This window comes from Burkholderia sp. AcTa6-5, assembly GCF_017815075.1.
In the GTDB taxonomy this organism is placed as follows: domain Bacteria; phylum Pseudomonadota; class Gammaproteobacteria; order Burkholderiales; family Burkholderiaceae; genus Burkholderia; species Burkholderia sola.
On record NZ_JAGIQE010000018.1, the window covers coordinates 46,124 to 71,682 of the forward strand.

The window sequence follows — 25,559 nt, forward strand, 5'->3', positions numbered from 1 at the left end:
ACAATCGCGACAAATTATCGATAAAACAACGAGTTATCGCACCCGTGCGGAATCGGTTTCATGCGTGTTCCCACATGGTGCGCACGGCGCCGGGGAAAACGCGCCGCACCATGATCACGCACAGGTAAACCTGACAGGCCCATGGAACGTTATCCTTCTGTTCCTGTCGAAAAACGCGCCGTTTCGACGCGCGTGCCGTGGCGACGTGCCGCCGTTACGGCCGAGACCGGCGCCCTGGGCACGCCGAGCATCGGATACGTACTTTCCCCGCTTTAAATTGCCGCCGAAGTGACGTTATCTCAATTAACCGCGTGGTAATCGGGAGACGGGCGCTGTCGGGCAGTGCGTCCCATCGATTTTTTCGATGGGAACGGAAGGGTCGATTGGCCGGAGGTTGGCCGACTCTTACATTCCGGTTTAAAGACGATCGGTAAGTGCCTAATATTGCTCTTTTTTTCAGCTTTAACTACACTTGCGGAAACCTCCCGCCCGCTTTGTCCAGACCCCAATGAAAGCCGAATCGTTTTCACCGCGCAGATTGTTGCAGAGCATGACGCTCGGCACCGCTGTGTCGGTCGCAGTCGCGTTGCTCGCGACCACCGCGTCCGTCACGCCTGCCGACGCCTTCGCCGCCACTGCGAAGACCCAAGCCGCCAAGAAAAAGGCCGTCGCTCCTGCTTCGTCAGCGAAGAAGAAGTCGGCCCGGGCGACCTCCGACAAATCCGCCAAGGTCGCCGACGCCGATGCGCCGCGCGCGAAAGCGTCGCGCAAGCGCGTGACGCTCGCGGCGAACAACCTGCATGGCGGCCATCGCGGCGCGGTGCGCAAGGTCGCGTTCCAGCCGCGCCGTCCGACGGTCGGCCAGGCGTTCGGCCTGCACGACACGCCCGACGCGCTCGCGCTGCGCTCGAGCGTCGCGTACGTCGTCGACCAGAATTCCGGCGAGCCGCTGTTCGACAAGAATTCGCACGCGGTCGTGCCGATCGCGTCGATCTCGAAGCTGATGACGGCCATGGTCGTGCTCGACTCGAAGTCGCCGATGACCGATCAGCTCGAAGTCACCGACGAAGACCGCGACTACGAGAAGGGCACGGGCTCGCGCCTGTCGGTCGGCTCGGTGCTGTCGCGCGAGGACATGCTGCACATCGCGCTGATGGCGTCGGAAAACCGCGCGGCCGCCGCGCTGTCGCGCTACTACCCGGGCGGCCGTCCGGCGTTCATCGCAGCGATGAACGCGAAGGCGAAGTCGCTCGGCATGACCGATACGCATTTCGAGAATTCGACCGGCCTGTCGAGCTCGAACGTGTCGAGCGCGCGCGATCTCGTGAAGATGGTCAATGCGGCGTACCAGTACCCGATGATCCGCCAGTTCTCGACCGATCGCACCTACGAGGTGTACACGGGCAAGCGCAACCTCGTCTACAACAGCACCAACGCGCTGATCCGCGGCAACGGCTCGTGGGACATCGGCCTGCAGAAGACGGGCTTCATCAACGAAGCGGGCGAATGCCTCGTGATGCAGGCCACGATTCACGGCCGGCCGATGGTCATGGTGCTGCTCGATTCGTTCGGCAAGTACTCGCGTTTCGCCGATGCCTCGCGCCTGCGCAACTGGCTCGATGCCGGCGGCGGCGAGCGCCTGACGGCGGCCAACACGCCGAGCGGCGGCACCTGATCGCGCGCGGCGGTTCGCCGCCGTACCGTACCGGTCGCCGCAACGCAAAAGCCCCGCAATCGCGGGGCTTTTTTTGTCTGGCGAAACCGGCGCCGGCGCCGGAAGGAACCTGGCCGCCGGCGCGGCTTACGCCTGCCGCTGCAGCCCGTCCACGTCCTTCGCGGGCGCCGGCCGGTAGCCGAGCGATTCCGAGATGGTGAGCGCCGTCCGGCTCAACTGGCCGAGCCACGCGTCCTGCAGCCGGTCGGCCGGCGCCGACAGCGACAGCCCCGCGACGAGCTTGCCCGAATCGTCGTAGATGCCGGCCGCGATGCAGCGCACGCCGAGTTCGAGTTCTTCATTGTCGCGCGCGCACGATTGCTGGCGGACGATCGTCAGCTCGCGCTCGAGCTTCGCGATATCGGTGATGCTGTTCTGCGTATGGCCGGACAGTCCCGTGCGCGTCGCATACGCACGCACGCGCGACGTTTCGTCGGCCGCGAGGAACAGCTTGCCGACCGACGTGAGGTGCAGCGGCGCGCGGCCGCCGATCGCGCGGACGACCTGCATTCCCGAGCGCTCCGAATACGCGCGCTCGATATAGACGATCTCGTCGCCCTGGCGCACCGACAGGTTCACGGTCTGCCCGGTGAGGCGGTGCAGCTCGCGCATCGGCATCAGCGCCGCGTCGCGCACCGACAGGCGCGCCTTCACGAGATTGCCGAGCTCGAGCAACCGCATGCCGAGGCGGTAGGTGCCGGGATCGGAGCGGTCGACGAGGCGGCAGGTCACCATGTCGTTGAGGATGCGGTGCGCGGTCGACGGGTGCAACTCCGTGCGCTGCGCAAGTTCCTTCAGGCTGACGGGGTCGCTGTGCGCGGCGAGCGCGTCCAGCAACCGCATCATGCGTTCGATCACCTGGATCGACGTTTTTGAATCCGGGGTGGGTTGGCTCATGTCGGGGGAGGAATCGGTTGACGCGTCAAGCGGTGTTGGATCGATTGTATCTCGTATCGTGAAAAAAGCGAACGCCGTTCGAGGAAGTCCTCGTTTCGCGCACCGCGGGCTTGCGCGCGGGCCGGCGTTGGTCTTGCCGGACAAACGTCGGATAATGAGAGCCGTTTTCTCGAAGGAGCACGTATGCGAGTCGGTTTGTTCGTCACCTGCCTGGTCGACCTGATACGCCCCGAAATCGGTTTTTCGGCGCTCAAGCTGATTCGCGACGCCGGCTACGAGGTGATCGTGCCGCCTACGCAGACCTGCTGCGGCCAGCCCGCCTACAACTCGGGCGACCGCGCGCTCGCACGCGACCTCGCGGAAAAGACGCTGCGCGAGTTCGAGTCATTCGATTACGTCGTCGCGCCGTCCGGTTCGTGTGGCGGGATGATCCGCGCGCACTACGGCGACCTGTTCCGCGACGATCCCGAGCTGATGGGGCGCTACACGCGGTTCCAGCAGAAAGTTTACGAACTGACCGATTTCCTCGCGAACGTCGCGAAGGTGTCGCTCGCGCCGGGCGAATTCGCCGGGCCGGTCACCTATCACGATTCGTGCTCGGGCCTGCGCGAGCTCGGCGTGAAGGCGCAGCCGCGCGCGCTGCTCGCACAGCGCGGCGTGGCCGTCGCCGAGATGAAGGACTGCGAGCACTGTTGCGGCTTCGGCGGCACCTTCTCGGTGAAATACGGCGACATCTCGGCGGCCATCGCGGACGAAAAATGCGCGAACGTGCGCGCGTCGGGCGCGGGCACGGTGGTGCTCGGCGATCTCGGCTGCATGCTGAACATCGAAGGGCGGTTGCGCCGCACCGGCGACCGCGACACGCGCGTGCTGCACGTCGCGCAAGTGCTGGCGGGCGACGTCTGACGCCCGGTTCCGCTCACTTTTTCCCCGATACCGCGATGCAAGTCCAATCGATGCATTTCAAGGCGCGCGCCGGCCAGAAGCTGGCCGACCAGCGCCTGCAGCAGAACCTGAAGAAGCTGTCGACGAAGTTCGTGTCCGCGCGCGCCGACGCGATGACCCTGATCGACTTTCCGGCCACGCGCGCCGCGCTGAAGGCGCGCCGCAACCGCGCGCTCGAGAATCTCGATGTGTGGCTCGAGGCGTTCGAGCGCGAGGCGACGCGGCGCGGCACGACGGTGCTCTTCGCCGAAACGACTGCGGACGCCGCGCGGCTCGTGGCCGACATCGCGCGCCGGCACGACGTGAAGAAGGTCATCAAGACCAAGTCGATGGTGTCCGAGGAAATGCGCCTGAACGCGGTGCTCGCCGAGATGGGCGTGCAGTCGATCGAGACCGATCTCGGCGAATACATCCTGCAGATCAACGACAACGAGCCGCCGAGCCACATCATTGCGCCCGTCGTGCACAAGGACAAGGACGAGATCGCCGACCTGTTCGCGCGCACGCATGGGCGCGAGCGGCTCACCGAGATCCCGGACATGACGCGCGAGGCGCGCGAGGTGCTGCGCCCGCATTTCATGTCGGCCGACATGGGCGTGACGGGCGGCAACTTCGTGATCGCGGAAACGGGTTCGGTCGCGATCGTGACGAACGAAGGGAACGAGGGCATGTGCACGGTGATGCCGCGCGTGCATGTCGCGGTGACCGGCATCGAGAAGGTGTTGCCGACCCTCGAGGATCTCGCGACCGCGATGCGGCTGCTGCCGCGTTCCGCGACCGGGCAGAAGACGTCGAACTATTTCTCGCTGCTGACCGGGCCGCGCGGGCCCGGCGACGAGGACGGCCCCGAGCACAACTACGTGGTGCTCGTGGACGGCGGCCGCACGGGCCTGATCGGCGGCGAATTCCAGGAGATGCTGCGCTGCATCCGCTGCGGCGCGTGCATGAACCATTGCCCGGTGTACCAGAAGGTCGGCGGTCATGCGTACGGTTGGGTCTATCCGGGGCCGATGGGATCGGTGCTGACGCCGAGCTACGTCGGGCTCGACCGCACGCTCGACCTGCCGCAGGCGGCGACGCTGTGCGGCGAATGCGACAGCGTGTGCCCGGCCGGGATTCCGTTGTCGCACCTGTTGCGCACGTTGCGCGAGAAGCAGGTCGAGCGCCACCTGCGACCGTGGCGCGAACGCGCGGCGCTCGCCGCGTGGGGGTTCTTCGCCCGACGCCCGATGCTGTATGCGCTGACGACCAAGCTCGCGGTGCGCGTCCTCGAGCGGCTGGGCGGCGACGGCGGCATGCTGCGGCGCCTGCCGATGATGGGCGGCTGGATGGATACGCGCGACCTTCCGACGCCGACCGGGCGCACGTTCCGCGAGCTGTACGCGGCGTCGCAAAGTCACCTCGGCTGACACTGTTCAGCGAGCGGCAACAGTGCGTTCGCTATTTGCATATTTATCTTGATAGATGCGATCTATAGAATCTCGTCTGTAGTCCCCGGAATCGGGTTTCGGGGTACGAGGTCAACGAGGTCCGCATCATGAAGAAGACAATATCGATGTACTGGCCGCTGGCAATCGTGGTTCCGCTGGCAGCGGTTGCCTATCTGCATGCGATGGCCGATGCGCCGTCGCGCGGCCCGCTCGCGGTTCACCAGGCGTCCGCCGAACTGGCGCGCGCGGTGTCGTTCGGGCTGGTCGGCGACGCGGCGCAGCCGCTGCCCGCGGCATCCGGCGACATGGCGCTCGCTGCGCCGAAGGCTCTGTAACGCATGACGCCGTCGCTTCGCGCGGCGGCGTGATGTCGGCCGCCTTTGTATAATGGCGTGTTCTTCTCCCACGCGGTGCGCCGCGGCTTTTCGATAGTGCGATGACCCGCGTTGCGATCTGTTTCGTCTGTCTCGGCAACATCTGCCGTTCGCCCACCGCGGAGGGCGTGATGCGCCACCAGGTCGATGCGGCCGCGCTGGCCGACCGGATCGCGATCGATTCGGCCGGCACTGGCGACTGGCACGTCGGCGAGCCGCCCGATACGCGTGCGCAGGCGGCAGCCCGCAGCCGCGGCTACGATCTGTCGGCGCTGCGCGCGCGGCAGGTGAGCGCGGCGGATTTCGAGCGGTTCGATTTGCTGCTCGCGATGGACGAAGCGAATCTCGCCGAGCTGCGCCGTCGCTGTCCGCCGCAGCATCGCGACAAGGTGCGCCTGCTGATGGAATTCGCGCCGGGCGCGACCGAAACCGAAGTGGCCGATCCGTATTTCGGCGGCGCGCAGGGCTTCGAGCAGGTGCTCGACCAGGTCGAGCGCGCGTGCGCGGGTCTGCTGGAGACGCTCCGCGCGCGCACGGCGCACTGACCGCGCAATATTCAGCGGTCTGCGAATACCCTTTCACAGACATGGATACTTGACTAAAAACGTCAAATATTTATACTTGACCAAAATCGTCAAGATTGCAGTCCCCTAGACACCATGAGACTCACCACCAAAGGCCGTTTCGCCGTCACGGCGATGATTGACTTGGCACTGCGCCAGGAGCAGGGCCCGGTGACGCTTGCAGGCATCAGCCAGCGCCAGCGGATTTCGCTCTCGTATCTCGAACAGCTGTTCGGCAAGCTGCGCAGGCATGAAATCGTCGAATCCGTGCGCGGCCCGGGCGGCGGCTACAACCTCGCGCGTCGCGCGCAGGACGTCACCGTCGCCGACATCATCATCGCGGTCGATGAACCGCTCGACGCCACGCAGTGCGGCGGCAAAGGCACGTGCGACGGCTCGAAGCAGCCCGACGGCCATTGCATGACGCACGAGCTGTGGTCGACGCTGAACCAGAAGATGGTCGAATACCTCGATTCGGTGTCGCTGCAGGATCTCGTCGATCAGCAGCGCGCACGCGAGGGCGCCCCTGCGGTGCTGCGCGACCGTCGCGCGCCGGAGCCCGTCGCCGCACCGGCCGAGCCCGTGCGCACGATGCCGCTCGGCCCCAATTCGGTGTTCAACATCGCGAGTTCGTGAGCGCGAAGGCGCCCGCCAACCCCCATAACGCACATAGTCCCTGCACAGAATACCCGGAGCGACAGATGACCCAAGAGACTCTCCACCTGCCCATCTATATGGATTACAGCGCGACGACGCCCGTCGATCCGCGCGTGGTCGACAAGATGGTGCCGTACCTGCGCGAGCAGTTCGGCAACCCGGCGTCGCGCAGCCACGCTTACGGCTGGGACGCGGAGCGTGCGGTCGAGGAAGCGCGCGAACAGGTGGCCGCACTCGTGAATGCCGATCCGCGCGAGATCATCTGGACGTCGGGCGCCACCGAGTCGGACAACCTCGCGATCAAGGGCGCCGCGAACTTCTACAAGGGCAAGGGCAAGCACATCATCACGGTGAAGACCGAGCACAAGGCCGTGCTCGACACGTGCCGCGAGCTCGAGCGCGACGGTTTCGAAGTCACCTACCTCGACGTGAAGGACGACGGCCTGATCGACCTCGACGTGTTCAAGGCCGCGCTGCGCCCGGACACGATCCTCGTGTCGGTGATGCACGTGAACAACGAGATCGGCGTGATCCAGGACATCGAGACGATCGGTGAAATCTGCCGCGAGAAGGGCATCGTGTTCCACGTCGATGCCGCGCAGTCGACCGGCAAGGTCGCGATCGACCTCGCGAAGCTGAAGGTCGACCTGATGTCGTTCTCGGCGCACAAGACCTACGGCCCGAAGGGCATCGGCGCGCTGTATGTGCGCCGCAAGCCGCGCGTGCGCATCGAAGCGCAGATGCACGGCGGCGGTCACGAGCGCGGGATGCGGTCGGGCACGTTGGCGACGCACCAGATCGTCGGCATGGGCGAGGCGTTCCGCATCGCGCGCGAGGAAATGGCGACCGAGAACGAGCGCATCCGCATGCTGCGGGACAAGCTGCTGCGCGGCCTGTCGCAGATCGAGGAAACCTACGTGAACGGCGACATGGATCGCCGTGTCCCGCACAACCTGAACATCAGCTTCAACTTCGTCGAAGGCGAGTCGCTGATCATGGCGATCAAGGACGTTGCGGTGTCGTCGGGCTCCGCATGCACGTCCGCGTCGCTGGAGCCGTCGTACGTGCTGCGTGCGCTCGGCCGCAACGACGAACTCGCGCACAGCTCGATCCGCTTCACGGTCGGCCGCTTCACGACGGAGCAGGAAGTCGACTTCGTGGTCGATCTGCTGAACAGCAAGATCGCGAAGCTGCGCGAACTGTCGCCGCTCTGGGAAATGCACCAGGAAGGCATCGATCTGTCGACGATCGAATGGGCCGCGCACTGATACCGCATTGAATGCAACCGCGGGCGGATTGACGCACGCAGACGTAACGAGTCAAGGAGTCTGAGTCATGTCTTACAGCAACAAGGTTCTGGATCACTACGAAAACCCGCGCAACGTCGGTTCGTTCGCGAAGGACGACGACACGGTCGGCACGGGCATGGTCGGCGCGCCGGCATGCGGCGACGTGATGAAGCTGCAGATCCGCGTCGGCGCGGACGGCGTGATCGAAGACGCGAAGTTCAAGACCTACGGTTGCGGTTCTGCGATCGCATCGAGCTCGCTCGTCACCGAATGGGTGAAGGGCAAGACGCTCGACGAGGCACTGTCGATCAAGAACACGCAGATCGCCGAGGAACTCGCGCTGCCGCCGGTGAAGATTCACTGCTCGATCCTCGCGGAAGACGCGATCAAGGCAGCCGTGGCCGACTACAAGAAGCGCCACGACACCAAGGAAAGCGATCAGGCAGCAGCCTGAACGGCATCGAGCGGCTAGGGAAGGGAACGCGGCGGGCCCCGGCGGCGCGCCGCGGCAAGGACATCATGGCAATTACACTGACCGAAAAAGCAGCACAGCACGTGCAGAAATACCTCGTCCGTCGCGGCAAGGGTGTGGGCCTGCGGCTTGGCGTTCGCACGACCGGGTGCTCGGGGCTCGCGTACAAGCTCGAGTATGTCGACGAGCTGGCTCCCGAGGATCAGGTGTTCGAGAGCCATGGCGTGAAGGTCGTCGTCGATCCGAAGAGCCTCGCCTATATCGACGGCACCGAGCTCGACTTCGCCCGTGAAGGCCTGAACGAAGGGTTCAAGTTCAACAACCCGAACGTGAAGGACGAGTGCGGGTGCGGGGAATCGTTCCGCGTGTGACGCGGCTCCCTCCGCGCGACGCGGGCAACAGGCGGCACGGGCCGCCTTTTTAATGTGCGGCGTTTGCCGCGCGACGAACCGGAATTGAACGCGACGATGGTTTCGCTCAAAGACAGCCATTTCGACCTGTTTCACCTGCCGGCGCAATTCGCGCTCGACGAGACGGCGCTCGACACCGCCTATCGGACGGTGCAGACGCAGGTGCATCCGGACCGCTTCGCAGCGGCCGGCGATGCGCAAAAGCGCATCGCGATGCAATGGGCCACGCGCGCGAACGAGGCGTACCGCACGCTGCGCGATCCGCTGAAGCGCGCGTCCTATCTGCTGTCGCTGCGCGGCGTCGACATCGGCGCGGAAAACAACACGGCGATGGAGCCCGCCTTCCTGATGCAGCAGATGGAATGGCGCGAGGGCATCGAGGACGCCGCGGCCGCCCGCAACGTCGACGCGCTCGATGCATTGCTCGCCGAGTTGCGCGACGAGAAGCGCGTGCGCGTCGAGCGCCTCGGCACGCTGCTCGACAGCGGCGCCGACCAGGCAGCCGCGGAAGCCGTGCGTCAGCTGATGTTCATCGAACGGGTCGCGTCGGAAGTGGGCACGCAGATCGAGCGCCTCGAAACTTAACCGCGTGCCTGGCGGCACGCGCAGCAAACGGGCCGAGCGCCCGAACGAACCAAGATGGCTTTACTGCAAATTTCCGAACCGGGCATGGCGCCGGCGCCGCACCAGCGGCGACTCGCCGTCGGGATCGATCTCGGCACGACGAACTCGCTCGTCGCCGCCGTGCGCAACAGCGTGCCCGAAGTCCTGCCGGACGAAGCGGGCCGCGTGCTGCTGCCGTCGGTGGTCCGTTACCTCGAGAAGGGCGGCCGCCGCATCGGCCACGAAGCGAAGGCGCAGGCCGCGACCGATCCGCGCAACACGATCGTGTCGGTCAAGCGCTTCATGGGCCGCGGCAAGGCCGAGGTCGAAGGCGCGGCGAACGCGCCGTACGAATTCGTCGACGCGCCGGGCATGGTGCAGATCCGCACGATCGACGGCGTGAAGAGCCCGGTCGAAGTGTCGGCCGAGATTCTCGCGACGCTGCGTTATCGCGCCGAGGATTCGCTCGGCGACGATCTGGTCGGCGCGGTGATCACGGTGCCCGCGTACTTCGACGACGCACAGCGCCAGGCGACCAAGGATGCCGCGCGCCTCGCGGGCCTCAACGTGCTGCGCCTGCTGAACGAACCGACCGCCGCGGCGATCGCCTATGGTCTCGACAACGCGGCCGAAGGCCTTTATGCGGTGTACGACCTCGGCGGCGGCACGTTCGACCTGTCGATCCTGAAGCTGACGAAGGGCGTGTTCGAGGTGCTGGCCGCGGGCGGCGATTCCGCGCTCGGCGGCGACGATTTCGACCACGCGCTGTTCGGTCACGCGCTCGCGCAGGCCGGTATCGACGCGAAGACGCTCGCGCCCGAGGACGTGCGCCTGCTGCTCGATCGCGTGCGCGTGCTGAAGGAAGCGCTGTCGTCGGCGCCCGAAGCGGCGCTCGACGTGACGCTGTCGAGCGGCGCGCACCTCGTGCAGACGATTTCGCACGACACGTTCGCGTCGCTCGTCGAGCCGCTCGTGCAGCGCACGCTCACGCCGACCCGCAAGGCGCTGCGCGATGCGCAGGTCACGCCGGCCGACATCAAGGGCGTCGTGCTCGTCGGCGGCGCGACGCGCATGCCGGTGATCCGCGACGCGGTCGCGAAGTATTTCGGCCAGCCGCCGCTCGTGAACCTCGATCCGGACCAGGTCGTCGCGCTCGGCGCGGCGATCCAGGCCGATCTGCTCGCGGGCAACCGCGGCACCGGCGACGACTGGCTGCTGCTCGACGTGATTCCGCTGTCGCTCGGTGTCGAGACGATGGGCGGTCTCGTCGAGAAGATCATTCCGCGCAACTCGACGATTCCGATCGCGCGTGCGCAGGAATTCACGACCTTCAAGGACGGCCAGACCGCGATGGCGATCCACGTCGTGCAGGGCGAGCGCGAGCTCGTCGCCGACTGCCGGTCGCTCGCGCGCTTCGAGCTGCGCGGCATTCCGCCGATGACGGCGGGCGCGGCCCGCATTCGCGTGACCTATCAGGTCGATGCGGACGGCCTCCTGTCGGTGTTCGCCCGCGAGCAGTTGTCGGGCGTCGAGGCGTCGGTCGTCGTGAAGCCGTCGTACGGCCTCGCCGACGACGACATCGCGAAGATGCTGGAAGACAGCTTCAAGACCGCCGAAATCGACATGCGCGCCCGTGCGCTGCGCGAAGCGCAGGTCGAGGCCGAGCGGATGCTCGAGGCGACGCAGGCCGCGCTGGCGGCCGACGGCGAATTGCTCGAGGCCGACGAGCGCGCGCAGGTCGACGCGCTGACCGCGGCGTTGCGCGCGGTCGCGCAGGGCGACGATACGAACGCGATCGAAGCGGCGACCAAGGCGCTGGCCGACGGTACCGACGAATTCGCGGCGCGCCGGATGGACAAGAGCATCAAGCGCGCGCTGTCGGGCCGCCGGCTCGACGAGATCTGAACCCACGAACCGCGCATCGGCCGGCAACGGCCCGCGCGACGATGAACGTGCGGCGCGCGGCGCCGCACCCTGACTGACGGAACGAACATGCCTCAACTGGTGGTGCTGCCTCACGTCGAACTGTGCCCGGACGGTGCGGTGATCGACGCGACGCCCGGCAAGAGTATCTGCGACAACCTGCTCGATCACGGGATCGAGATCGAGCATGCATGCGAGAAGTCGTGCGCATGCACGACGTGCCACGTGGTGATCCGCGAAGGCTTCAACGATCTGACGCCGTCCGAGGAGGACGAGGATGATCTGCTGGACAAGGCGTGGGGCCTCGAGCCGACGTCGCGCCTGTCGTGCCAGGCGATCGTGAAGGAAGATTCGGACCTGGTGGTCGAGATCCCGAAGTACTCGATCAACCACGCGAAGGAAAATCACTGACAGGAACCGGAGGCAGGCGATGAAATGGACCGATTCGCGTGAAATAGCCATTGCGCTGGCGGACAAGCACCCGGACATCGACCCGCAGCGGATCAACTTCGTCGACCTGCGCCAGTGGGTGCTCGAGCTCGACGGCTTCGACGACGATCCGACGCACTCGGGCGAGAAGATCCTTGAGGCGATCCAGGCACACTGGATCGACGAATCGGATTTCGACGACGAGGACTGACGGACCCGACCGGTCACGGCGTGCGCTGCAACGGTGCACGCCGCGCCAATGAAAAACGGCTCGTGAGCATTTGCTCGCGAGCCGTTTTCGTTTTGGGCGCGCTGCCCGCGCACGTTGCGCGGGCAGGGGACGCCTGCGATTACGCGATCAGCTTTAAGCGCCGACCAGCGTGCCGTTCTCGATCCGCACGCGCTGGCCCTGGCCGAACGGCGGCGGGTTGTGGTAAGTGAACGTGCGCGTCGCGCCGCTTTCCATCTGCACTTGCACCTGATAGTCGGTTTCCGCGCGAACCTGCTTCTCGACCTGGTTGCCGGCGAGCCCGCCGCCCAGCGCGCCGATGATCGTCATTGCGGTGCGGCCGTTGCCGTGGCCGAACTGGTTGCCGAGCAAGCCACCGGCCGCCGCGCCGCCCACGGCGCCGATCCCCGAGCTCTGACCCGGCGTGCGCGTCTGCGTGATCGCGACGACCGTGCCGCAACTCTGGCAGTAGGCTTGCGCGGGCGCCGACGGCTGCTGCGCGTATTGCGGCGGCTGCGGTGCGGTCGTGTGACGGCGGTGCGGCGCGGCCGGGCGCGGCGCGGGCTTCGGCTCGGCCTGCGCGACGGCGGCCTTCTGCTGCGCGGCGGCCTGTTCCGCGGCCTGCCGCTGCGCTTGCGCGGCCAGCGCGGCGCTGGCGGCCGCGGCCGTATCGACGGCCGGCTGCGACGCGATCAGCGCGGCCTGGGTCTGGCCGTTCTGTTCGTTGCTGCTGGTGGCTTTCGGGAAGACGCCCGTGATCGCTGCCGTCGCCGCGAGGCTGGCGACGATGACGGCTCCCGCTGCGGTGGCGATCAGCGGGTGAAGGCGTTGCTTTTGCGGCGTGGTCTGATTCTGGTTGTCCATTTTGTTCTCCAAGGTCGATCCGGATCGGCGCGCTGCGCCGGAGCAGGATCCCACGCTCGGGAGCGAGCAGACTCGGCGTTCCGGCGCCTCGTTCTGGTCCCGTGGTCATGCGTGGTGACGCAACAGGAGTGTCGTCCACGGCCCAGCGGCGCGCCGTATCAAGGTGTAACGAATTGCAGCGGGGCATTCACGGCCGTTTCCGGGAAAACCCGGAGAAGCGCGTCGCGACGAGGGAATAAAACGGGGGAGGATCGAAGGCCGGCGGACGCCGGCTGGCGGGATTTACGCGTCGTTACAAAGCCGACGCGTGCGCGCCACGGGACGCGGCGCACACGCGGTGGCAGGCGTCAGTCTTCGCGGCGCAGGTGCGGGAACAGCAGCACGTCGCGGATCGTCGGGCTGTCGGTCAGCAGCATCACCAGACGGTCGATACCGATCCCGCAACCGCCGGTCGGCGGCATCCCGTATTCGAGCGCGCGGATGTAGTCGGCGTCGAAGAACATCGCTTCCTCGTCGCCCGCATCCTTCTGCTCGACCTGCTTCTTGAAGCGCGCGGCCTGGTCTTCCGGATCGTTCAGCTCCGAGAAGCCGTTCGCGATTTCGCGGCCGGTCATGAACAGCTCGAAACGCTCGGTGATGCCCGGCACCGTATCCGATGCGCGTGCGAGCGGCGACACCTCGACCGGGTAGTCGATGATGTAGGTCGGCTCCCACAGCTGCGATTCCGCGGTTTCCTCGAACAGCGCGAGCTGCAGCGCGCCGATGCCTGCGTTCAGGAACGCCGGCTGCGACACGTCGACGCCGAGGCGCTTCAGTTCGGTGCGCAGGAACGCGTCGTCCGACAGCTGGCCGTCGGTGTAGTCCGGTGCGTACTTCTGGATCGCCTGCGTGATCGTCAGGCGATGGAACGGCTTCGCGAGGTCGAGCTCGCGGCCCTGGTACTGGATCGTCGCGGTGCCGAGCGCATCGATCGCCGCCTGGCGGATCAACTGCTCGGTGAAGTCCATCAGCCAGCGGTAGTCGGTGTACGCGGCGTAGAACTCCATCATCGTGAATTCCGGGTTGTGACGCGGCGACACGCCTTCGTTCCGGAAGTTACGGTTGATCTCGAACACGCGCTCGAAGCCGCCGACGATCAGGCGCTTCAGGTACAGCTCCGGCGCGATGCGCAGGAACATCTGCATGTCGAGCGCATTGTGATGCGTGACGAACGGCTTCGCGGCCGCGCCGCCCGGGATCGGGTGCAGCATCGGCGTCTCGACTTCCATGAACTCGGCGTTGTCCATGAACTTGCGGATCGACGCGATCGTCTTCGTGCGGGCGCGGAACGTGTCGCGCGTTTCCGGCGTGACGATCAGGTCGACGTAGCGCTGGCGGTAGCGCATTTCCTGGTCGGACAGGCCGTGGAACTTGTCCGGCAGCGGACGCAGCGCCTTCGACAGCAGGCGCAGCTCCTTGCACTGGACCGACAGCTCGCCCTTGTTGGTGCGGAACAGCACGCCGCGCGCGGCGACGATGTCGCCGAGGTCCCACTTCTTGAACGCGTCGTAGGTGTCGGCGCCGACGTCGTTCGGCGTCACGAAGAACTGGATCTGGCCCGATCCGTCCTGCACCGTCGCGAAGCTCGCCTTGCCCATCACGCGCTTGAGCATCATGCGGCCGGCCACCGACACCTCGACCGGGTTCGCTTCGAGCGCGGCCTTGTCCGAATCGGCGAATTTGGCCTGCAGGTCGGCTGCGTGGTGCTCGGGCCGGAAATCGTTCGGATAGGCGACGCCTTGCTCGCGCAACGCGCGCAGCTTCTCGCGGCGCTCGGCGATGATCTGGTTGTCGTCCGCCGTGACGGCGGGCTGCGTTTGGGTCGGTTCGGTCATGATGGTCGGAATTCGGAGTGGGGTGCGGCAACGCAAACGGGAAGGGCGGCGCGGGCCGGCCGCGCCGCGGCGCTTACACGCCCTGTTTGAGGCTCGCGCTGATGAAGTCGTCGAGGTCGCCGTCGAGCACCGCCCGCGTGTTGCTCATTTCGACGTTCGTGCGCAGGTCCTTCACGCGGCTCTGGTCGAGCACGTACGAGCGGATCTGGTGGCCCCAGCCCACATCGGTCTTGCTCGATTCGAGCTTGTCCTGCTCGGCCTGGCGCTTGCGCATTTCGACTTCGTACAGGCGCGACTTCAGCATCGCCATCGCTTCGGCGCGGTTGCGGTGCTGCGAGCGGTCGTTCTGGCACTGCACGACGATGCCGGTCGGCATGTGCGTGATCCGTACCGCGGAGTCGGTCTTGTTGATGTGCTGACCGCCCGCGCCCGACGCGCGGTACGTGTCGATGCGCAGGTCGGCCGGGTTGATCTCGACTTCGATCGAATCGTCGATTTCCGGATAGACGAACACCGACGAGAACGACGTATGGCGACCGCCCGACGAGTCGAACGGCGACTTGCGCACGAGACGGTGGATGCCCGTTTCGGTGCGCAGGAAGCCGTATGCGTATTCGCCCGTGACCTTGACCGTCGCGTTCTTGATGCCGGCGACGTCGCCGTCGGACTCTTCGAGCACCTCGGCCTTGAAGCCCTTGCGTTCGCAGTAGCGCAGGTACTGGCGCAGCAGCATCGACGCCCAGTCGCATGCCTCGGTGCCGCCGGCGCCGGCCTGGATGTCGATGAAGCAGTTGTTCGGATCGGCCGGGTTCGAGAACATCCGGCGGAACTCGATGTCGCCGACGCGCGCCTCGAGCTTCGCGGCGTCGTCTTCGGACGCGAGAAGGGTGTCCTCGTCGCCTTCCTCGCGCGCCAGCTCGAACAGGTCGAGCGCATCGCGCAGGTCGCTATCGAGCGCGGTGAGCGTCGTGACGACGCCTTCGAGCAGCTTTTTCTCGCGACCGAGCGCCTGGGCGTTCTTCGAGTCGTTCCAGACGTTCGGGTCTTCGAGTTCCTTGTTGACTTCGGTCAGACGCGCAGCTTTGGCGTCGTAGTCAAAGATACCCCCGAAGCTCGCCCGCGCGGTTGCGCAGGTCGAGCAGGGAGCTTTCGATCGCGTTGAGACGTTCCGCTTCCATGATCGTTCGCTATTCTTGCTTCGTAAAAAAGCGGAATTATAGCCGATCGGCGGGCTTGCCCGGTGACGCAAACGGTGCCAGCACGCGTGTTGACGGCCCATCCGGCGCGGCGCGCGCGCGGCGCCGCGTCGCGGGCCGGGTGCGATGCTCAGCCGGCCGCGTGTTCGACGATCAGCTGGACGCGCGTGACGCCGTTCCACGTATCGGCGACGAGCCGGTACGCGACCAGCGCACTCGCCGGCAGCGGCTCGGTGTGGTTGAACCAGATCGCGTTGAAGCGCTGGCGGCCGCGCGCCAGCTGCAGCTTCAGGTGCTTTTCCTTCACGAGCGACTGCGACACGACGTCGAATTCGCCCGAGAAAAGCGGGGCCGGAAACCCTTGCCCCCACACGGCCTCGTCGAGCAGGCCGACGAACTGCGGCGTGAAGTACGCGTCCTCGAGCTCGCCGTCGGTCTCGATCACGCGGGCGAGTGCGTCGTCGGACAGCCATTCGCGCGCGACGGCCTCGAACGCGGCCGCGAAGCGCGGCACGTTATCGGTGTCGAGCGTGAGGCCGGCCGCCATCGCGTGGCCGCCGAACGCGACGATCAGGTCCGGTTCGCGTTTCGACACGAGGTCGAGCGCGTCGCGCAGATGGAAGCCGGCGATCGACCGGCCCGATCCCTTGACCCGTTTGCCTTCGTCGTCGGCGTGCGCGAACGTGAACGACGGGCGGTGGAACTTTTCCTTGAGCCGGCCGGCGACGATGCCGATCACGCCCTGGTGCCACTCGGGATTGAACAGCGTGATCGTGCACGCGTCGGCCGGATCGACGTCGGCGAGATCGGCGAGCGCCTGCTGCTGCATGCCGGCTTCGATTTCGCGGCGTTCGCGGTTCATCACGTCGAGTTGCTGCGCGAGATCCCACGCGCGGCCGATGTCGTCGGTGATCAGGCATTCGATGCCGAGCGACATGTCGGATAGCCGCCCGGCCGCGTTCAGGCGCGGGCCGAGGCCGAAGCCGAGGTCGAAGCCCGACGCGGTGCGCGCTTCGCGCGCGGCGGCGCGGAACAGCGCGGCGATGCCCGGCTGCATGCGGCCGTTGCGGATGCGCTGCAGCCCCTGCGCGACGAGCACGCGGTTGTTGCCGTCGAGCCGTACGACGTCGGCGACGGTGCCGAGCGCGACGAGGTCGAGCAGGCCGTCGAGCCGCGGCTCGGCTTCCTTGCTCGCGAACGCGCCGCGGCGACGCAGCTCGGCGCGCAGCGCGAGCAACACGTAGAACATCACGCCGACGCCGGCGAGGTGCTTGCTCGGGAACGCGCAGCCGGGCTGGTTCGGGTTGACGATCGCGCGCGCGGCGGGAAGCGCGTCGCCGGGCAGGTGGTGGTCGGTCACGAGCACGTCGATGCCGCGCGCGTTCGCGGCTTCGACGCCGGCGACGCTCGCGATCCCGTTGTCGACGGTGATCAGCAGGTCGGGCTTGCGCGCAGCCGCGAGCTCGACGATCTCGGGCGTGAGGCCGTAGCCGTATTCGAAGCGGTTCGGCACCAGGTAGTCGATCTGCGCGCCGAACATCCGCAGGCCGCGCACCGCGACCGCGCAGGCGGTCGCGCCGTCGCAGTCGTAGTCGGCGACGACGAGCAGGCGTCGCTGGTCGGCGATCGCGTCGGCGAGCAGCACCGCCGCATCGGCGCAGCCTTTCAGCTCGGTGGGCGGAACGAGGCGCGCGAGCGCGGTCTCGATGTCGACGGGCGACTGCACGCCGCGCGACGCGTACAGGCGCGCGAGGACGGGGTGCAGTCCGTGGCGCGCGAGCGCTTCGGCGTCGGCGGGCGCGACGGGGCGGGTAACGATCCGGGTCATTCGGGTTGGCTTGTTATTCGAACAGGGAGGCAAGCGCGCGGCGGCGCCAGAACTTGCGCAGGTCGCCGCGCGTCGCGTGCAGCGTCACGGAGCCCGTGTCGCCGCACAGCGTGACGTCGACGCTCGCCAGCTCGCCGTTCCGCAGCGCGGCGAGCGCGGGCGCGAACCAGTCGCGCTCCAGCGCGGCGAGGCCGTCGTGCCAGCGCGCCCAGTCCTGCTCGATGAACGGCGTGGTCAGCGTCGGCAGCTCGACGAGCGTCGCGCCATCGGCGGCGGGCAGCGCGCCGAACGTCGCGGGCAGGTCGCCGGCTTCGGCGTGCGCGGCGCGTGCGAGGCCGAGCGCGGCCGGCGACGCGGACAGCACGCGCGCGAACGGCTTGCCGACCGGCTTCAGCGTGCCCTGCGCATGGAACCAGACCGAATTGACGGCGGGCAGCCCACGCGCCTCGCGGGCTTCGTTCACCGGGTGCTGGAACCACGCCATCTGCACTTCGTTCTGCAGTTTCATCCACATCCGCGAGCGCTCGCCCGTATGCGCCTCGTGCGGCAGCCAGATCTCGATGTTGCGGCCGCTGGCGCGCAGCGGCGCGGCGCCGGCAAGGCGCGCGAGCTGGTCGCTCGACAGGTACCAGCGCGCCGGGTTCGGCGCTTCGAGCCGCACGCCGAGCTCCTCGATCAGCGGCCGCGCGACCGCGAGCAGCGCGGCCGCGTCGCCGTCGTCGAGCGCCAGCGAAGCCGGATCGACGAGTACCAGGTGATCGTGCGCGATTTCGACGTGCACGGGCTCGACGCACGCCCATGCCTGGGTGCCGGGATCGCCGCCGTCGGCCAGCAGCATGTAGGGCGCGAGCGGCGCCTCGTCGGCGGCGTTGCCCTGCGTGGCGCCGAAGCGGCTTGCCAGCCAGCGCTCGTGCGGCAGCGTGCGCTGGAAGTCCTCGCCGGCCACACGCTCGACGAGAGTCGCGCGGGCGAGCAACTTTTGGAGCGCGGGGCTGTCCAGCGTGTGCAGGGACGAGGCCGCGTCGGCCGCCGACGGCAGCGCGAACGGAACGAGAAAATGGAGGCGTCGGTCGTGCATGATGGTGCGCATTGTATGGCAAACTGCGCGCGTGATCGGGCCGGTTGACGGCCCGTTCGCGTCCGGCGGCCGTTTTTTCGACCGTGCCCGGGCTGCCGGCCGCCACCCGGCGGCGGTCCGGCCGCGGCGTGCCTCCCGCCGTAACCAGCAGAAAGGATTCGCTTGAAACTTCCGTACGAATGGCAGATCGGCTGGCGCTACACGCGCGCCGGCAAACGCACGACCGGCAACGGCTTCATTTCCTTCATCGCGCTCGTGTCGATGCTCGGGATCGCGCTCGGCGTCGCGGCGCTGATCGTCGTGCTGTCGGTGATGAACGGCTTCCAGAAGGAAGTGCGCGACCGCATGCTGTCGGTGCTCGCGCACGTCGAGGTGTTCTCGCCGACGGGTTCGATGCCCGACTGGCAACTGACCGCGCAGGAAGCGCGCCGCAATCCGTCAGTGATCGGCGCCGCGCCGTACGTCGACGCGCAGGCGCTGCTCACGCGCCAGGACGCGGTGAGCGGCGTGATGCTGCGCGGCGTCGAGCCGTCGCTCGAGCCGCAGGTGTCCGACATCGGCAAGGACATGAAGGCCGGGCAGCTCGGCGCGCTGGTGCCGGGCCAGTTCGGCATCGTGCTCGGCGACGCGCTCGCCGGCAATCTCGGCGTGACGGTCGGCGACAAGGTCACGCTCGTCGCGCCCGAAGGCTCGATCACGCCGGCCGGCATGATGCCGCGCCTGAAGCAGTTCACCGTGGTCGGCGTGTTCGAATCGGGCCACTACGAATACGACAGCACGCTCGCGATGATCAACATCCGCGACGCCGAGGCGCTGTTCCGGATGAACGCGCCGACCGGCGTGCGGCTGCGGCTCACCGACATGCAGAAGGCGCCGCAGGTCGCGGTCGAGCTGTCGCATACGCTGTCGGGCAGCCTGTACATCCGCGACTGGACCCAGCAGAACAAGACGTGGTTCTCGGCCGTGCAGATCGAGAAGCGGATGATGTTCATCATCCTCACGCTGATCATCGCGGTGGCCGCGTTCAACCTCGTGTCGTCGCTCGTGATGACGGTGACCAACAAGCAGGCCGACATCGCGATCCTGCGCACGCTCGGCGCGCAGCCGGGGTCGATCATGAAGATCTTCGTCGTGCAGGGCGTGACGATCGGCTTCGTCGGCACCGCGTCCGGCGTCGCGCTCGGCTGCCTGATCGCGTGGAGCATCCCGTGGCTGATCCCGATGATCGAGCACCTGTTCGGCGTGCAGTTCCTGCCGCCGTCGGTGTACTTCATCAGCGAGCTGCCGTCCGAACTGGTCGCGAGCGACGTGATCCGGATCGGGCTGATCGCATTCGCGCTGTCGGCCGTCGCGACGCTCTATCCAAGCTGGCGCGGCGCGAAGGTGAAGCCGGCGGAGGCGCTCCGCTATGAATGACCGCGCGGCCGCATTCGCGGATTCACGACAACAACACAACAGACAGGATTCGGCAGGTATGCAGGAATACGTGCTTCAGGCGCGCGGGATCACGAAGGCGTTCGTGCAGGGCGGCTTCAACGTGCAGGTGCTCAACAACACCGAGCTGACGGTGCGGCGCGGCGAGAAGCTCGCGGTCGTCGGCGCGTCGGGCTCCGGCAAGAGCACGCTGCTGCACGTGCTGGGCGGGCTCGACGAACCGAGCGCCGGCGAAGTGTCGCTGCTCGGCAAGCCGTTTACGCAACTCGCCGAGCGCGAGCGCAACGAGCTGCGCAACCGCGCGCTCGGCTTCGTCTACCAGTTCCACCACCTGCTGCCCGAGTTTACGGCGCTCGACAACGTCGCGATGCCGCTGCGCATCCGCCGGATGACGACCGAGGACGCGCGCGCGCAGGCACAGGCGATGCTCGAACGCGTGGGTCTCGGCCCGCGTGCGAAGCACCGGCCGGGCGAATTGTCGGGCGGCGAACGGCAGCGCGTCGCGATCGCGCGCGCGCTGGTCACGAAGCCCGCGTGCGTGCTCGCCGACGAGCCGACCGGCAACCTCGACGGCACGACGGCCGACACGGTGTTCAACCTGATGCTCGAACTGTCCGAGACGCTCGAAACGAGTTTCGTGATTGTTACGCACGACCCCGATCTCGCCGCGCGCTGCGACCGCATCATGCGGTTGCGCGACGGGGTGCTGCACGAGGAGCCGGCGCTGCCGGTGTAAAAAAGCCACGCCGTTGGCCGGCCGCCGGTTCGTCGCGGCACGGCGCAACGGCGCAGGACCGCTGACATGTGGATCGACACGCACTGCCATCTCGATGCCGCCGAGTTCGACGCCGACCGCGACGCGGTCGCGCAGGTTGCGCGCGCGGCCGGCGTGTCGCGCATCGTGATCCCGAGCATCGGGCGCGACAACTTCACGACGGTGCGCGAACTCGCGCAGCGCACGCCGGGCGCGGCCTATGCGCTCGGCATCCATCCGATGTATACGCCGCAGGCGCGCGACGCCGATCTCGACCGGCTGCGCATGGAGATCGAGGCGAGCCTCGACGATCCGCGTTTCGTCGCGATCGGCGAGATCGGGCTCGACTATTTCGTGCCGGGGCTCGACGAAGACCGGCAGCAGTTCTTCTACCAGGGCCAGCTTCAGTTGGCGCGGGAATTCGACCTGCCGGTGCTGTGCCACGTGCGCAAGTCGCAGGACCGCGTGCTGGCCGGGCTGCGCCGTTTCGGCGTGCGGCGCGGCATCGCGCATGCGTTCAACGGCAGTTTTCAGCAGGCCGAAGCGTATCTGGCGCAGGGGCTGCATCTCGGCTTCGGCGGCAACGTGACCTTCACGCGCGCGCGACAGATCCGCCGGCTCGCCACCGAGTTGCCGCTCGACGCGCTCGTCGTCGAAACCGACGCGCCCGACATCGCGCCCGAATGGGCATACAAATCCCGCAACACGCCCGACCAGGTGCCGCGCATCGGCGGCGTGCTCGCCGAATTGCGCGGGCTGGATACTGGCGAACTGGCCGTATGCACTTCGGCTAACGCGCTCGCCGCGCTGCCGCGACTCGCCCTTTCGTCCGCATAATCGTTGCCGGAAGGCGCCGCATTGGCAGGGGGCGCCGGGTCGACGAGGAGGCGGAATGCGCGTGGGGTGGATCGCGTTCGCACTCGGCGTCGTCGTGCTGCAGCGGCAGGCGGCGTTGCCCGGGGCGATCGCATGGACGATCGGAGCAGCCGTGCTCGCGGGCTGCGCGGCGCTGGGCGCATGGTGCGCGCGTCGACGGCGCACGCGCGCGGTCCTGGTATGTGGATGGATGCTGTGCGCGGTCGCGACCTGCGTCGCGGGGTTCGGCTATGCGGCCGCGCGCGCCGAATGGCGGCTGCGCGACAGCCTGCCTGTCGAATGGGAAGGGCGCGACATCGTCGTCACGGGCGTGATCCGTGGGTTGCCCGTTGTTGACGAAACAGGCGCGCGGCTGCTGTTGGCGGTCGAGTCGAACGATGCGGGGCTCACCCGTTTCCCGCCATTGATCCGGCTGTCGTGGCGCGCGTATGGCGCATCCGCGACACGCGAAGCGCTGCCCGATTTGCGTGCGGCCCAGCGCTGGCGTTTCGTCGTGCGTCTCAAGCGTCCGCACGCCGAGGCCAATCCCGGCGTGCGCGACAGCGAGGCGGCGTGGCTGGCCGCCGGCATTCGTGCGATCGGCTATGTCAGTGCGCCGCGTCGGGCGGTATTGCTCGATGCGCGCGCATCGGGATGGCGCGCATCGATCGACCGGGTGCGCGACACGCTGCGCGCACGCATCGGCGCGGTGCTCGGTGCCGATGCGGCGCACCGCGGCATCGTCGCGGCGCTGGCGATCGGCGACCAGTCGGGCATTGGCGACGACGACTGGCGCGTCCTGCGCACCACGGGCACGAGCCACCTGGTCGCGATTTCCGGTCTCCATGTCGGGCTGGTCGGCGCGATCGCCGGCTGGCTCGTGTCGATGGTGTGGCGCCGCGTGCGCTGGCGCACGCGGGCCGCGACGCTCGTGTTGCCGGCGCCGTACGCGGCCGCGCTTGCCGCGCTGATTGCTGCCGCGGGCTACGCCGCGCTCGCCGGCTTCAACGTGCCGGCACAGCGCGCGTGGTGGATGATCGCGGGCGGCGGCGTCGCGTATCTGGCCGGCCGCAGCGTGCCGACGTCCGCGGTGCTGTGCGCGGCGCTCGGCGGCGTGCTGCTCGCCGATCCGTGGGCCGTACTGTCGGCCGGATTCTGGCTGTCGTTCGGCGCGGTCGCCGTGATCCTGCTGGCCGTCGCCGGCTGGCGCGCGGTGCGCGAGCTCGACGATGTGGATGAAGCGGGCGCGGAAAGCCGCACGGCCGGCTTGCGGAGGAGGTTGCGCGGGTGGGCGACGCGCTGCCGGCGCCGCATCGCCGAGGCGACGCGCGTGCAGTACGCGGTGACGATCGGTCTCGCGCCGCTCACCGCCGCCTGGTTCGCGCAGGTCTCCCTGTCGGGTCCGTTCGGCAATGCGTTCGCGATTCCGTGGGTCAGCTCGGTGGTGACGCCGGTCGTGCTGGCCGGCATCGCGTTGCCGTCGCCGCTCGATGCGGCGGCCTTTCGGCTTGCGCATGCGGCGCTCGCGCCGATGATGACGCTGCTCGGTCATCTGGCGGACTGGCCGGCCGGCGTGTTCTGGCTGCGCATGCCCGACTGGCCGGTGCTGGCACTCGCCTGCGTGGGTGTCGCGTGGGCGCTGATGCCGCGCGGCTGGCCGTTGCGCTGGGCGGCGCCGCTGACGTGGCTGCCGCTCGTCGCGCCGGCGCCCGATGCGCCGCCGCCGGGCGGCTTTCGGCTGACCGTGCTCGACGTCGGGCAAGGCGCGGCGGTGCTGGTCGAAACCGCGCGCCGGACGTTGCTGTTCGATGCGGGGCCGGGCGCGGAGTCGTCCCACGCCGGTACGCGGATCGTCGCGCCGGCGTTGCGCGCGCGCGGCATCGCGACGATCGACTCGCTCGTGCTCAGTCATGCGGATGCCGATCATGCGGGCGGCGCGCCGGCCGTCTATGCGGCCGCCGACGTGCGCCAGCTGCTGGCCGGTATTGCGCCGCGCCACCGGCTGTGGCGCGATGCGCAGGCGGCCGGCGTGGCTGATCGGCTGCCATGCGCGGCGGGGCAGCGGTGGACCTGGGACGGTGTCGTCTTCACGATGCTGTGGCCACCCGGCGGGGTGGGCACGGGTTCGTCGAACGGACAATCGTGCGTGCTGCGCATCGATGCGGGCGGCACGTCGGCACTGCTGACGGGCGACATCGAGGCCGCCGCCGAGCGCCGGCTGGTGGCCGATGCGCGCGACGCGCTGGCCGCGCAGATCCTGGTCGTTCCGCACCACGGCAGCCGTACGTCGTCGATCGAGCCTTTCCTCGATTCGGTCGGGCCGCGCGTCGCGGCTTTTCCTGTAGGCTATCGCAATCGCTTCGGGCATCCGCACCGGACGGTCCTCGCCCGCTACGAGGCGCGCGGGATTCCGCTGCCGCGCACCGATCGCGACGGTGCCGTGCGGTTCGACGTCGCGCCGGCCGGCGGGTTCGCATTTGCGCGCTATCGCGACGAACAGCGCCGGTACTGGATGGACCGGTGAGCGCGGCGAAGGCTGGTGTATCGGACGGAAAATCCGGGGCCGGCGTACCGTGCCGAAGCACGGTTCCGACATACATAAATATGAAGGATGGGGCTGGCGTAAGCGCTGAAGCGTTAACTCCCGCCGACCGCGAAGCATGGGACGAGAGTAAGCGCTAAAGCGCTAACTCTCGTCGACAAAGGAGACATCGTCGTTTGAAGGACATCCTCCACTTCTCGCATGCGAATGGCTTTCCGGCGTCGACGTACCGGACGATCTTCGCCGAACTGGCCGACGACTACGAGCTGCGCTACATCGAACGGATCGGCCACGATCGCCGCTACCCGGTGACGCGCGACTGGCCGCATCTCGTCGAACAACTGCTCGACGATATCGGCAGCCGCTACGAGCGCCCGGTCTGGCTCGTCGGCCATTCGCTCGGCGGCTACCTGTCGCTGATGGCCGCGTTGAAGAAGCCGCAGTGGGTGCGCGGCGTCGTGATGATCGATTCTCCGATCATCGCGGGCTGGCGCGCCGGCGCGCTGCGCGCGAGCCAGTGGGCGGGGCTCGACGAGCGGCTGTCGCCGGCCGCGGCGACGCGCAACCGGCGCACGCGCTGGATGAGCCGCGACGAAGTGTGGCGGCACTTCCGCGAGAAGCCCGCGTTCGCGCGCTGGGACGAGCGGATGCTCGCCGACTATATCGACCACGGCATCCCGCAGGCCGGCGCCGACGGCGAGCGCGCGCTGGCGTTCGACCGGCAGGTCGAATACCTGATCTACCGGACGCTGCCGCACACGCTCGGCCCGCGGCTCGCGCACGGCGCGCCGGTGCCGCTCGGCTTCCTCGCCGGCACGCGCTCGCGCGAGGTGCGGCAGGTCGGGCTCGATGCGACGCGCCGCGCGACGCGCGGGCGCATCGAATGGCTCGAGGGGAGCCACCTGTTCCCGATGGAACGGCCGATCGAGACTGCTCGCGCATTGCAGCGGATGCTGAATTCGCTGAAGACGGAGGAGGGCGGCGTTTCGCAGGCCGGCGCGCCGCTCGCGAAGCGTGCCTGACGTTTCGCCGGGCGGCCGGAATGCCCGCCGGCGCATGCGCGGCGCGCCGACCGGCCGGCCGGTTCGCGCCGGCGCGCGCGATCGGCGCGGGTCCGCGCGGGCCGGCACGAAAGGGCGCGATCATCACGCCAATTGCTGAGAGAAGGGCGGGCTTTACGGTATAATCCGTTTTTCCCG

The 25,559-nt window shown here is 67.9% G+C and carries 24 protein-coding genes; 18 read left to right on the forward strand and 6 right to left on the reverse strand.

Translation table 11 applies throughout. The features are described from left to right. Positions 1 to 508 precede the first annotated feature (508 nt). Positions 509 to 1,675, forward strand: a complete 1,167-nt coding sequence (gene pbpG / locus J8I33_RS23020) for a D-alanyl-D-alanine endopeptidase (protein ID WP_050013009.1) — start codon at positions 509 to 511, stop codon at positions 1,673 to 1,675. A gap of 126 nt (positions 1,676 to 1,801) precedes the next feature. Here pbpG and J8I33_RS23025 read toward each other — a convergent pair whose 3' ends face one another. Then, positions 1,802 to 2,611, reverse strand: coding sequence for an IclR family transcriptional regulator (locus J8I33_RS23025; protein WP_050013008.1), 810 nt, complete (start codon positions 2,609 to 2,611; stop codon positions 1,802 to 1,804). 183 nt (positions 2,612 to 2,794) lie between these two features. On the opposite strand from J8I33_RS23025, the gene J8I33_RS23030 reads away from it, so the two are divergent. The 12 genes from J8I33_RS23030 to iscX all read left to right on the forward strand — a co-directional run bounded on the left by J8I33_RS23030 (position 2,795) and on the right by iscX (position 11,917). Then, positions 2,795 to 3,517, forward strand: a complete 723-nt coding sequence (locus J8I33_RS23030; protein WP_209939131.1) for a (Fe-S)-binding protein — start codon at positions 2,795 to 2,797, stop codon at positions 3,515 to 3,517. Between the two features lie 35 nt (positions 3,518 to 3,552). After that, a complete protein-coding gene (locus tag J8I33_RS23035; protein ID WP_050013006.1) occupies positions 3,553 to 4,965 on the forward strand; it encodes a lactate utilization protein B in 1,413 nt (470 codons plus the stop codon). A 128-nt stretch (positions 4,966 to 5,093) separates the two neighbouring features. After that, positions 5,094 to 5,321, forward strand: a complete 228-nt coding sequence (locus tag J8I33_RS23040) for a hypothetical protein (protein WP_050013005.1) — start codon at positions 5,094 to 5,096, stop codon at positions 5,319 to 5,321. A gap of 101 nt (positions 5,322 to 5,422) precedes the next feature. Continuing rightward, complete coding sequence (locus J8I33_RS23045; protein WP_050013004.1) at positions 5,423 to 5,905, forward strand: low molecular weight protein-tyrosine-phosphatase; 483 nt, start codon at positions 5,423 to 5,425, stop codon at positions 5,903 to 5,905. A 114-nt stretch (positions 5,906 to 6,019) separates the two neighbouring features. After that, positions 6,020 to 6,559, forward strand: coding sequence for a Fe-S cluster assembly transcriptional regulator IscR (gene iscR, locus J8I33_RS23050; RefSeq protein WP_006401955.1), 540 nt, complete (start codon positions 6,020 to 6,022; stop codon positions 6,557 to 6,559). A gap of 65 nt (positions 6,560 to 6,624) precedes the next feature. After that, positions 6,625 to 7,848, forward strand: coding sequence for an IscS subfamily cysteine desulfurase (locus tag J8I33_RS23055; protein WP_069621823.1), 1,224 nt, complete (start codon positions 6,625 to 6,627; stop codon positions 7,846 to 7,848). A 67-nt stretch (positions 7,849 to 7,915) separates the two neighbouring features. Beyond that, positions 7,916 to 8,323, forward strand: a complete 408-nt coding sequence (gene iscU, locus J8I33_RS23060) for a Fe-S cluster assembly scaffold IscU (protein WP_006478389.1) — start codon at positions 7,916 to 7,918, stop codon at positions 8,321 to 8,323. 65 nt (positions 8,324 to 8,388) lie between these two features. Continuing rightward, positions 8,389 to 8,712, forward strand: a complete 324-nt coding sequence (iscA, locus tag J8I33_RS23065; protein WP_011885413.1) for an iron-sulfur cluster assembly protein IscA — start codon at positions 8,389 to 8,391, stop codon at positions 8,710 to 8,712. Positions 8,713 to 8,808: 96 nt separating this feature from the next. Next, on the forward strand, positions 8,809 to 9,336 hold the full coding sequence (gene hscB, locus J8I33_RS23070) for a Fe-S protein assembly co-chaperone HscB (protein ID WP_209939132.1): 528 nt from the start codon (positions 8,809 to 8,811) through the stop codon (positions 9,334 to 9,336). Positions 9,337 to 9,390: 54 nt separating this feature from the next. After that, positions 9,391 to 11,259, forward strand: a complete 1,869-nt coding sequence (hscA, locus tag J8I33_RS23075) for a Fe-S protein assembly chaperone HscA (protein WP_209939133.1) — start codon at positions 9,391 to 9,393, stop codon at positions 11,257 to 11,259. An 87-nt stretch (positions 11,260 to 11,346) separates the two neighbouring features. After that, the gene (gene fdx / locus J8I33_RS23080; RefSeq protein ID WP_006478392.1) at positions 11,347 to 11,688 is read left to right on the forward strand and encodes an ISC system 2Fe-2S type ferredoxin; all 342 of its coding nucleotides are present in this window, start codon (positions 11,347 to 11,349) and stop codon (positions 11,686 to 11,688) included. Positions 11,689 to 11,707: 19 nt separating this feature from the next. After that, entirely contained in the window at positions 11,708 to 11,917 is a 210-nt protein-coding gene (gene iscX, locus J8I33_RS23085; RefSeq protein WP_006478393.1) for a Fe-S cluster assembly protein IscX, read from the forward strand. A gap of 153 nt (positions 11,918 to 12,070) precedes the next feature. Here the strand turns inward: iscX and J8I33_RS23090 are convergent, their stop codons facing one another. The 5 genes from J8I33_RS23090 to J8I33_RS23110 form a co-directional block, all read right to left on the reverse strand. Next, on the reverse strand, positions 12,071 to 12,799 hold the full coding sequence (locus tag J8I33_RS23090) for a glycine zipper 2TM domain-containing protein (RefSeq protein ID WP_124556715.1): 729 nt from the start codon (positions 12,797 to 12,799) through the stop codon (positions 12,071 to 12,073). A 347-nt stretch (positions 12,800 to 13,146) separates the two neighbouring features. Continuing rightward, the gene (gene lysS, locus J8I33_RS23095; RefSeq protein ID WP_050013000.1) at positions 13,147 to 14,673 is read right to left on the reverse strand and encodes a lysine--tRNA ligase; all 1,527 of its coding nucleotides are present in this window, start codon (positions 14,671 to 14,673) and stop codon (positions 13,147 to 13,149) included. Between the two features lie 73 nt (positions 14,674 to 14,746). Beyond that, positions 14,747 to 15,851 (reverse strand): peptide chain release factor 2 gene (gene prfB / locus J8I33_RS23100; protein WP_102961735.1). Its coding sequence is split into 2 segments (ribosomal slippage): positions 14,747 to 15,769 and positions 15,771 to 15,851, totalling 1,104 coding nucleotides; the frame shifts between segments, so codons are not numbered across the junction. Between the two features lie 148 nt (positions 15,852 to 15,999). Continuing rightward, entirely contained in the window at positions 16,000 to 17,697 is a 1,698-nt protein-coding gene (gene recJ / locus J8I33_RS23105; RefSeq protein WP_050012999.1) for a single-stranded-DNA-specific exonuclease RecJ, read from the reverse strand. 13 nt (positions 17,698 to 17,710) lie between these two features. Continuing rightward, complete coding sequence (locus J8I33_RS23110; RefSeq protein ID WP_124651469.1) at positions 17,711 to 18,775, reverse strand: regulator; 1,065 nt, start codon at positions 18,773 to 18,775, stop codon at positions 17,711 to 17,713. 162 nt (positions 18,776 to 18,937) lie between these two features. On the opposite strand from J8I33_RS23110, the gene J8I33_RS23115 reads away from it, so the two are divergent. The 5 genes from J8I33_RS23115 to J8I33_RS23135 all read left to right on the forward strand — a co-directional run bounded on the left by J8I33_RS23115 (position 18,938) and on the right by J8I33_RS23135 (position 25,382). After that, a complete protein-coding gene (locus J8I33_RS23115; RefSeq protein ID WP_006478398.1) occupies positions 18,938 to 20,191 on the forward strand; it encodes a lipoprotein-releasing ABC transporter permease subunit in 1,254 nt (417 codons plus the stop codon). After that, positions 20,184 to 20,945, forward strand: a complete 762-nt coding sequence (gene lolD, locus J8I33_RS23120; protein WP_175806125.1) for a lipoprotein-releasing ABC transporter ATP-binding protein LolD — start codon at positions 20,184 to 20,186, stop codon at positions 20,943 to 20,945. The genes J8I33_RS23115 and lolD overlap by 8 nt, the downstream gene beginning before the upstream one ends. 66 nt (positions 20,946 to 21,011) lie before the next feature. Continuing rightward, on the forward strand, positions 21,012 to 21,800 hold the full coding sequence (locus J8I33_RS23125) for a TatD family hydrolase (RefSeq protein WP_089488592.1): 789 nt from the start codon (positions 21,012 to 21,014) through the stop codon (positions 21,798 to 21,800). Positions 21,801 to 21,855: 55 nt separating this feature from the next. Next, a complete protein-coding gene (locus tag J8I33_RS23130) occupies positions 21,856 to 24,342 on the forward strand; it encodes a DNA internalization-related competence protein ComEC/Rec2 (protein ID WP_209927826.1) in 2,487 nt (828 codons plus the stop codon). A 194-nt stretch (positions 24,343 to 24,536) separates the two neighbouring features. After that, the gene (locus J8I33_RS23135) at positions 24,537 to 25,382 is read left to right on the forward strand and encodes an alpha/beta hydrolase (RefSeq protein WP_050012995.1); all 846 of its coding nucleotides are present in this window, start codon (positions 24,537 to 24,539) and stop codon (positions 25,380 to 25,382) included. Positions 25,383 to 25,559: the final 177 nt, after the last annotated feature.

Bases quoted from the DNA above. Each gene is read 5' to 3' on its own strand.
- pbpG (WP_050013009.1), top strand. From the start codon at position 509: ATGAAAGCCGAATCGTTTTCACCGCGCAGATTGTTGCAGAGCATGACG.
- J8I33_RS23025 (WP_050013008.1), bottom strand. From the start codon at position 2,611: ATGAGCCAACCCACCCCGGATTCAAAAACGTCGATCCAGGTGATCGAA.
- J8I33_RS23030 (WP_209939131.1), top strand. From the start codon at position 2,795: ATGCGAGTCGGTTTGTTCGTCACCTGCCTGGTCGACCTGATACGCCCC.
- J8I33_RS23035 (WP_050013006.1), top strand. From the start codon at position 3,553: ATGCAAGTCCAATCGATGCATTTCAAGGCGCGCGCCGGCCAGAAGCTG.
- J8I33_RS23040 (WP_050013005.1), top strand. From the start codon at position 5,094: ATGAAGAAGACAATATCGATGTACTGGCCGCTGGCAATCGTGGTTCCG.
- J8I33_RS23045 (WP_050013004.1), top strand. From the start codon at position 5,423: ATGACCCGCGTTGCGATCTGTTTCGTCTGTCTCGGCAACATCTGCCGT.
- iscR (WP_006401955.1), top strand. From the start codon at position 6,020: ATGAGACTCACCACCAAAGGCCGTTTCGCCGTCACGGCGATGATTGAC.
- J8I33_RS23055 (WP_069621823.1), top strand. From the start codon at position 6,625: ATGACCCAAGAGACTCTCCACCTGCCCATCTATATGGATTACAGCGCG.
- iscU (WP_006478389.1), top strand. From the start codon at position 7,916: ATGTCTTACAGCAACAAGGTTCTGGATCACTACGAAAACCCGCGCAAC.
- iscA (WP_011885413.1), top strand. From the start codon at position 8,389: ATGGCAATTACACTGACCGAAAAAGCAGCACAGCACGTGCAGAAATAC.
- hscB (WP_209939132.1), top strand. From the start codon at position 8,809: ATGGTTTCGCTCAAAGACAGCCATTTCGACCTGTTTCACCTGCCGGCG.
- hscA (WP_209939133.1), top strand. From the start codon at position 9,391: ATGGCTTTACTGCAAATTTCCGAACCGGGCATGGCGCCGGCGCCGCAC.
- fdx (WP_006478392.1), top strand. From the start codon at position 11,347: ATGCCTCAACTGGTGGTGCTGCCTCACGTCGAACTGTGCCCGGACGGT.
- iscX (WP_006478393.1), top strand. From the start codon at position 11,708: ATGAAATGGACCGATTCGCGTGAAATAGCCATTGCGCTGGCGGACAAG.
- J8I33_RS23090 (WP_124556715.1), bottom strand. From the start codon at position 12,799: ATGGACAACCAGAATCAGACCACGCCGCAAAAGCAACGCCTTCACCCG.
- lysS (WP_050013000.1), bottom strand. From the start codon at position 14,673: ATGACCGAACCGACCCAAACGCAGCCCGCCGTCACGGCGGACGACAAC.
- recJ (WP_050012999.1), bottom strand. From the start codon at position 17,697: ATGACCCGGATCGTTACCCGCCCCGTCGCGCCCGCCGACGCCGAAGCG.
- J8I33_RS23110 (WP_124651469.1), bottom strand. From the start codon at position 18,775: ATGCACGACCGACGCCTCCATTTTCTCGTTCCGTTCGCGCTGCCGTCG.
- lolD (WP_175806125.1), top strand. From the start codon at position 20,184: ATGAATGACCGCGCGGCCGCATTCGCGGATTCACGACAACAACACAAC.
- J8I33_RS23125 (WP_089488592.1), top strand. From the start codon at position 21,012: ATGTGGATCGACACGCACTGCCATCTCGATGCCGCCGAGTTCGACGCC.
- J8I33_RS23130 (WP_209927826.1), top strand. From the start codon at position 21,856: ATGCGCGTGGGGTGGATCGCGTTCGCACTCGGCGTCGTCGTGCTGCAG.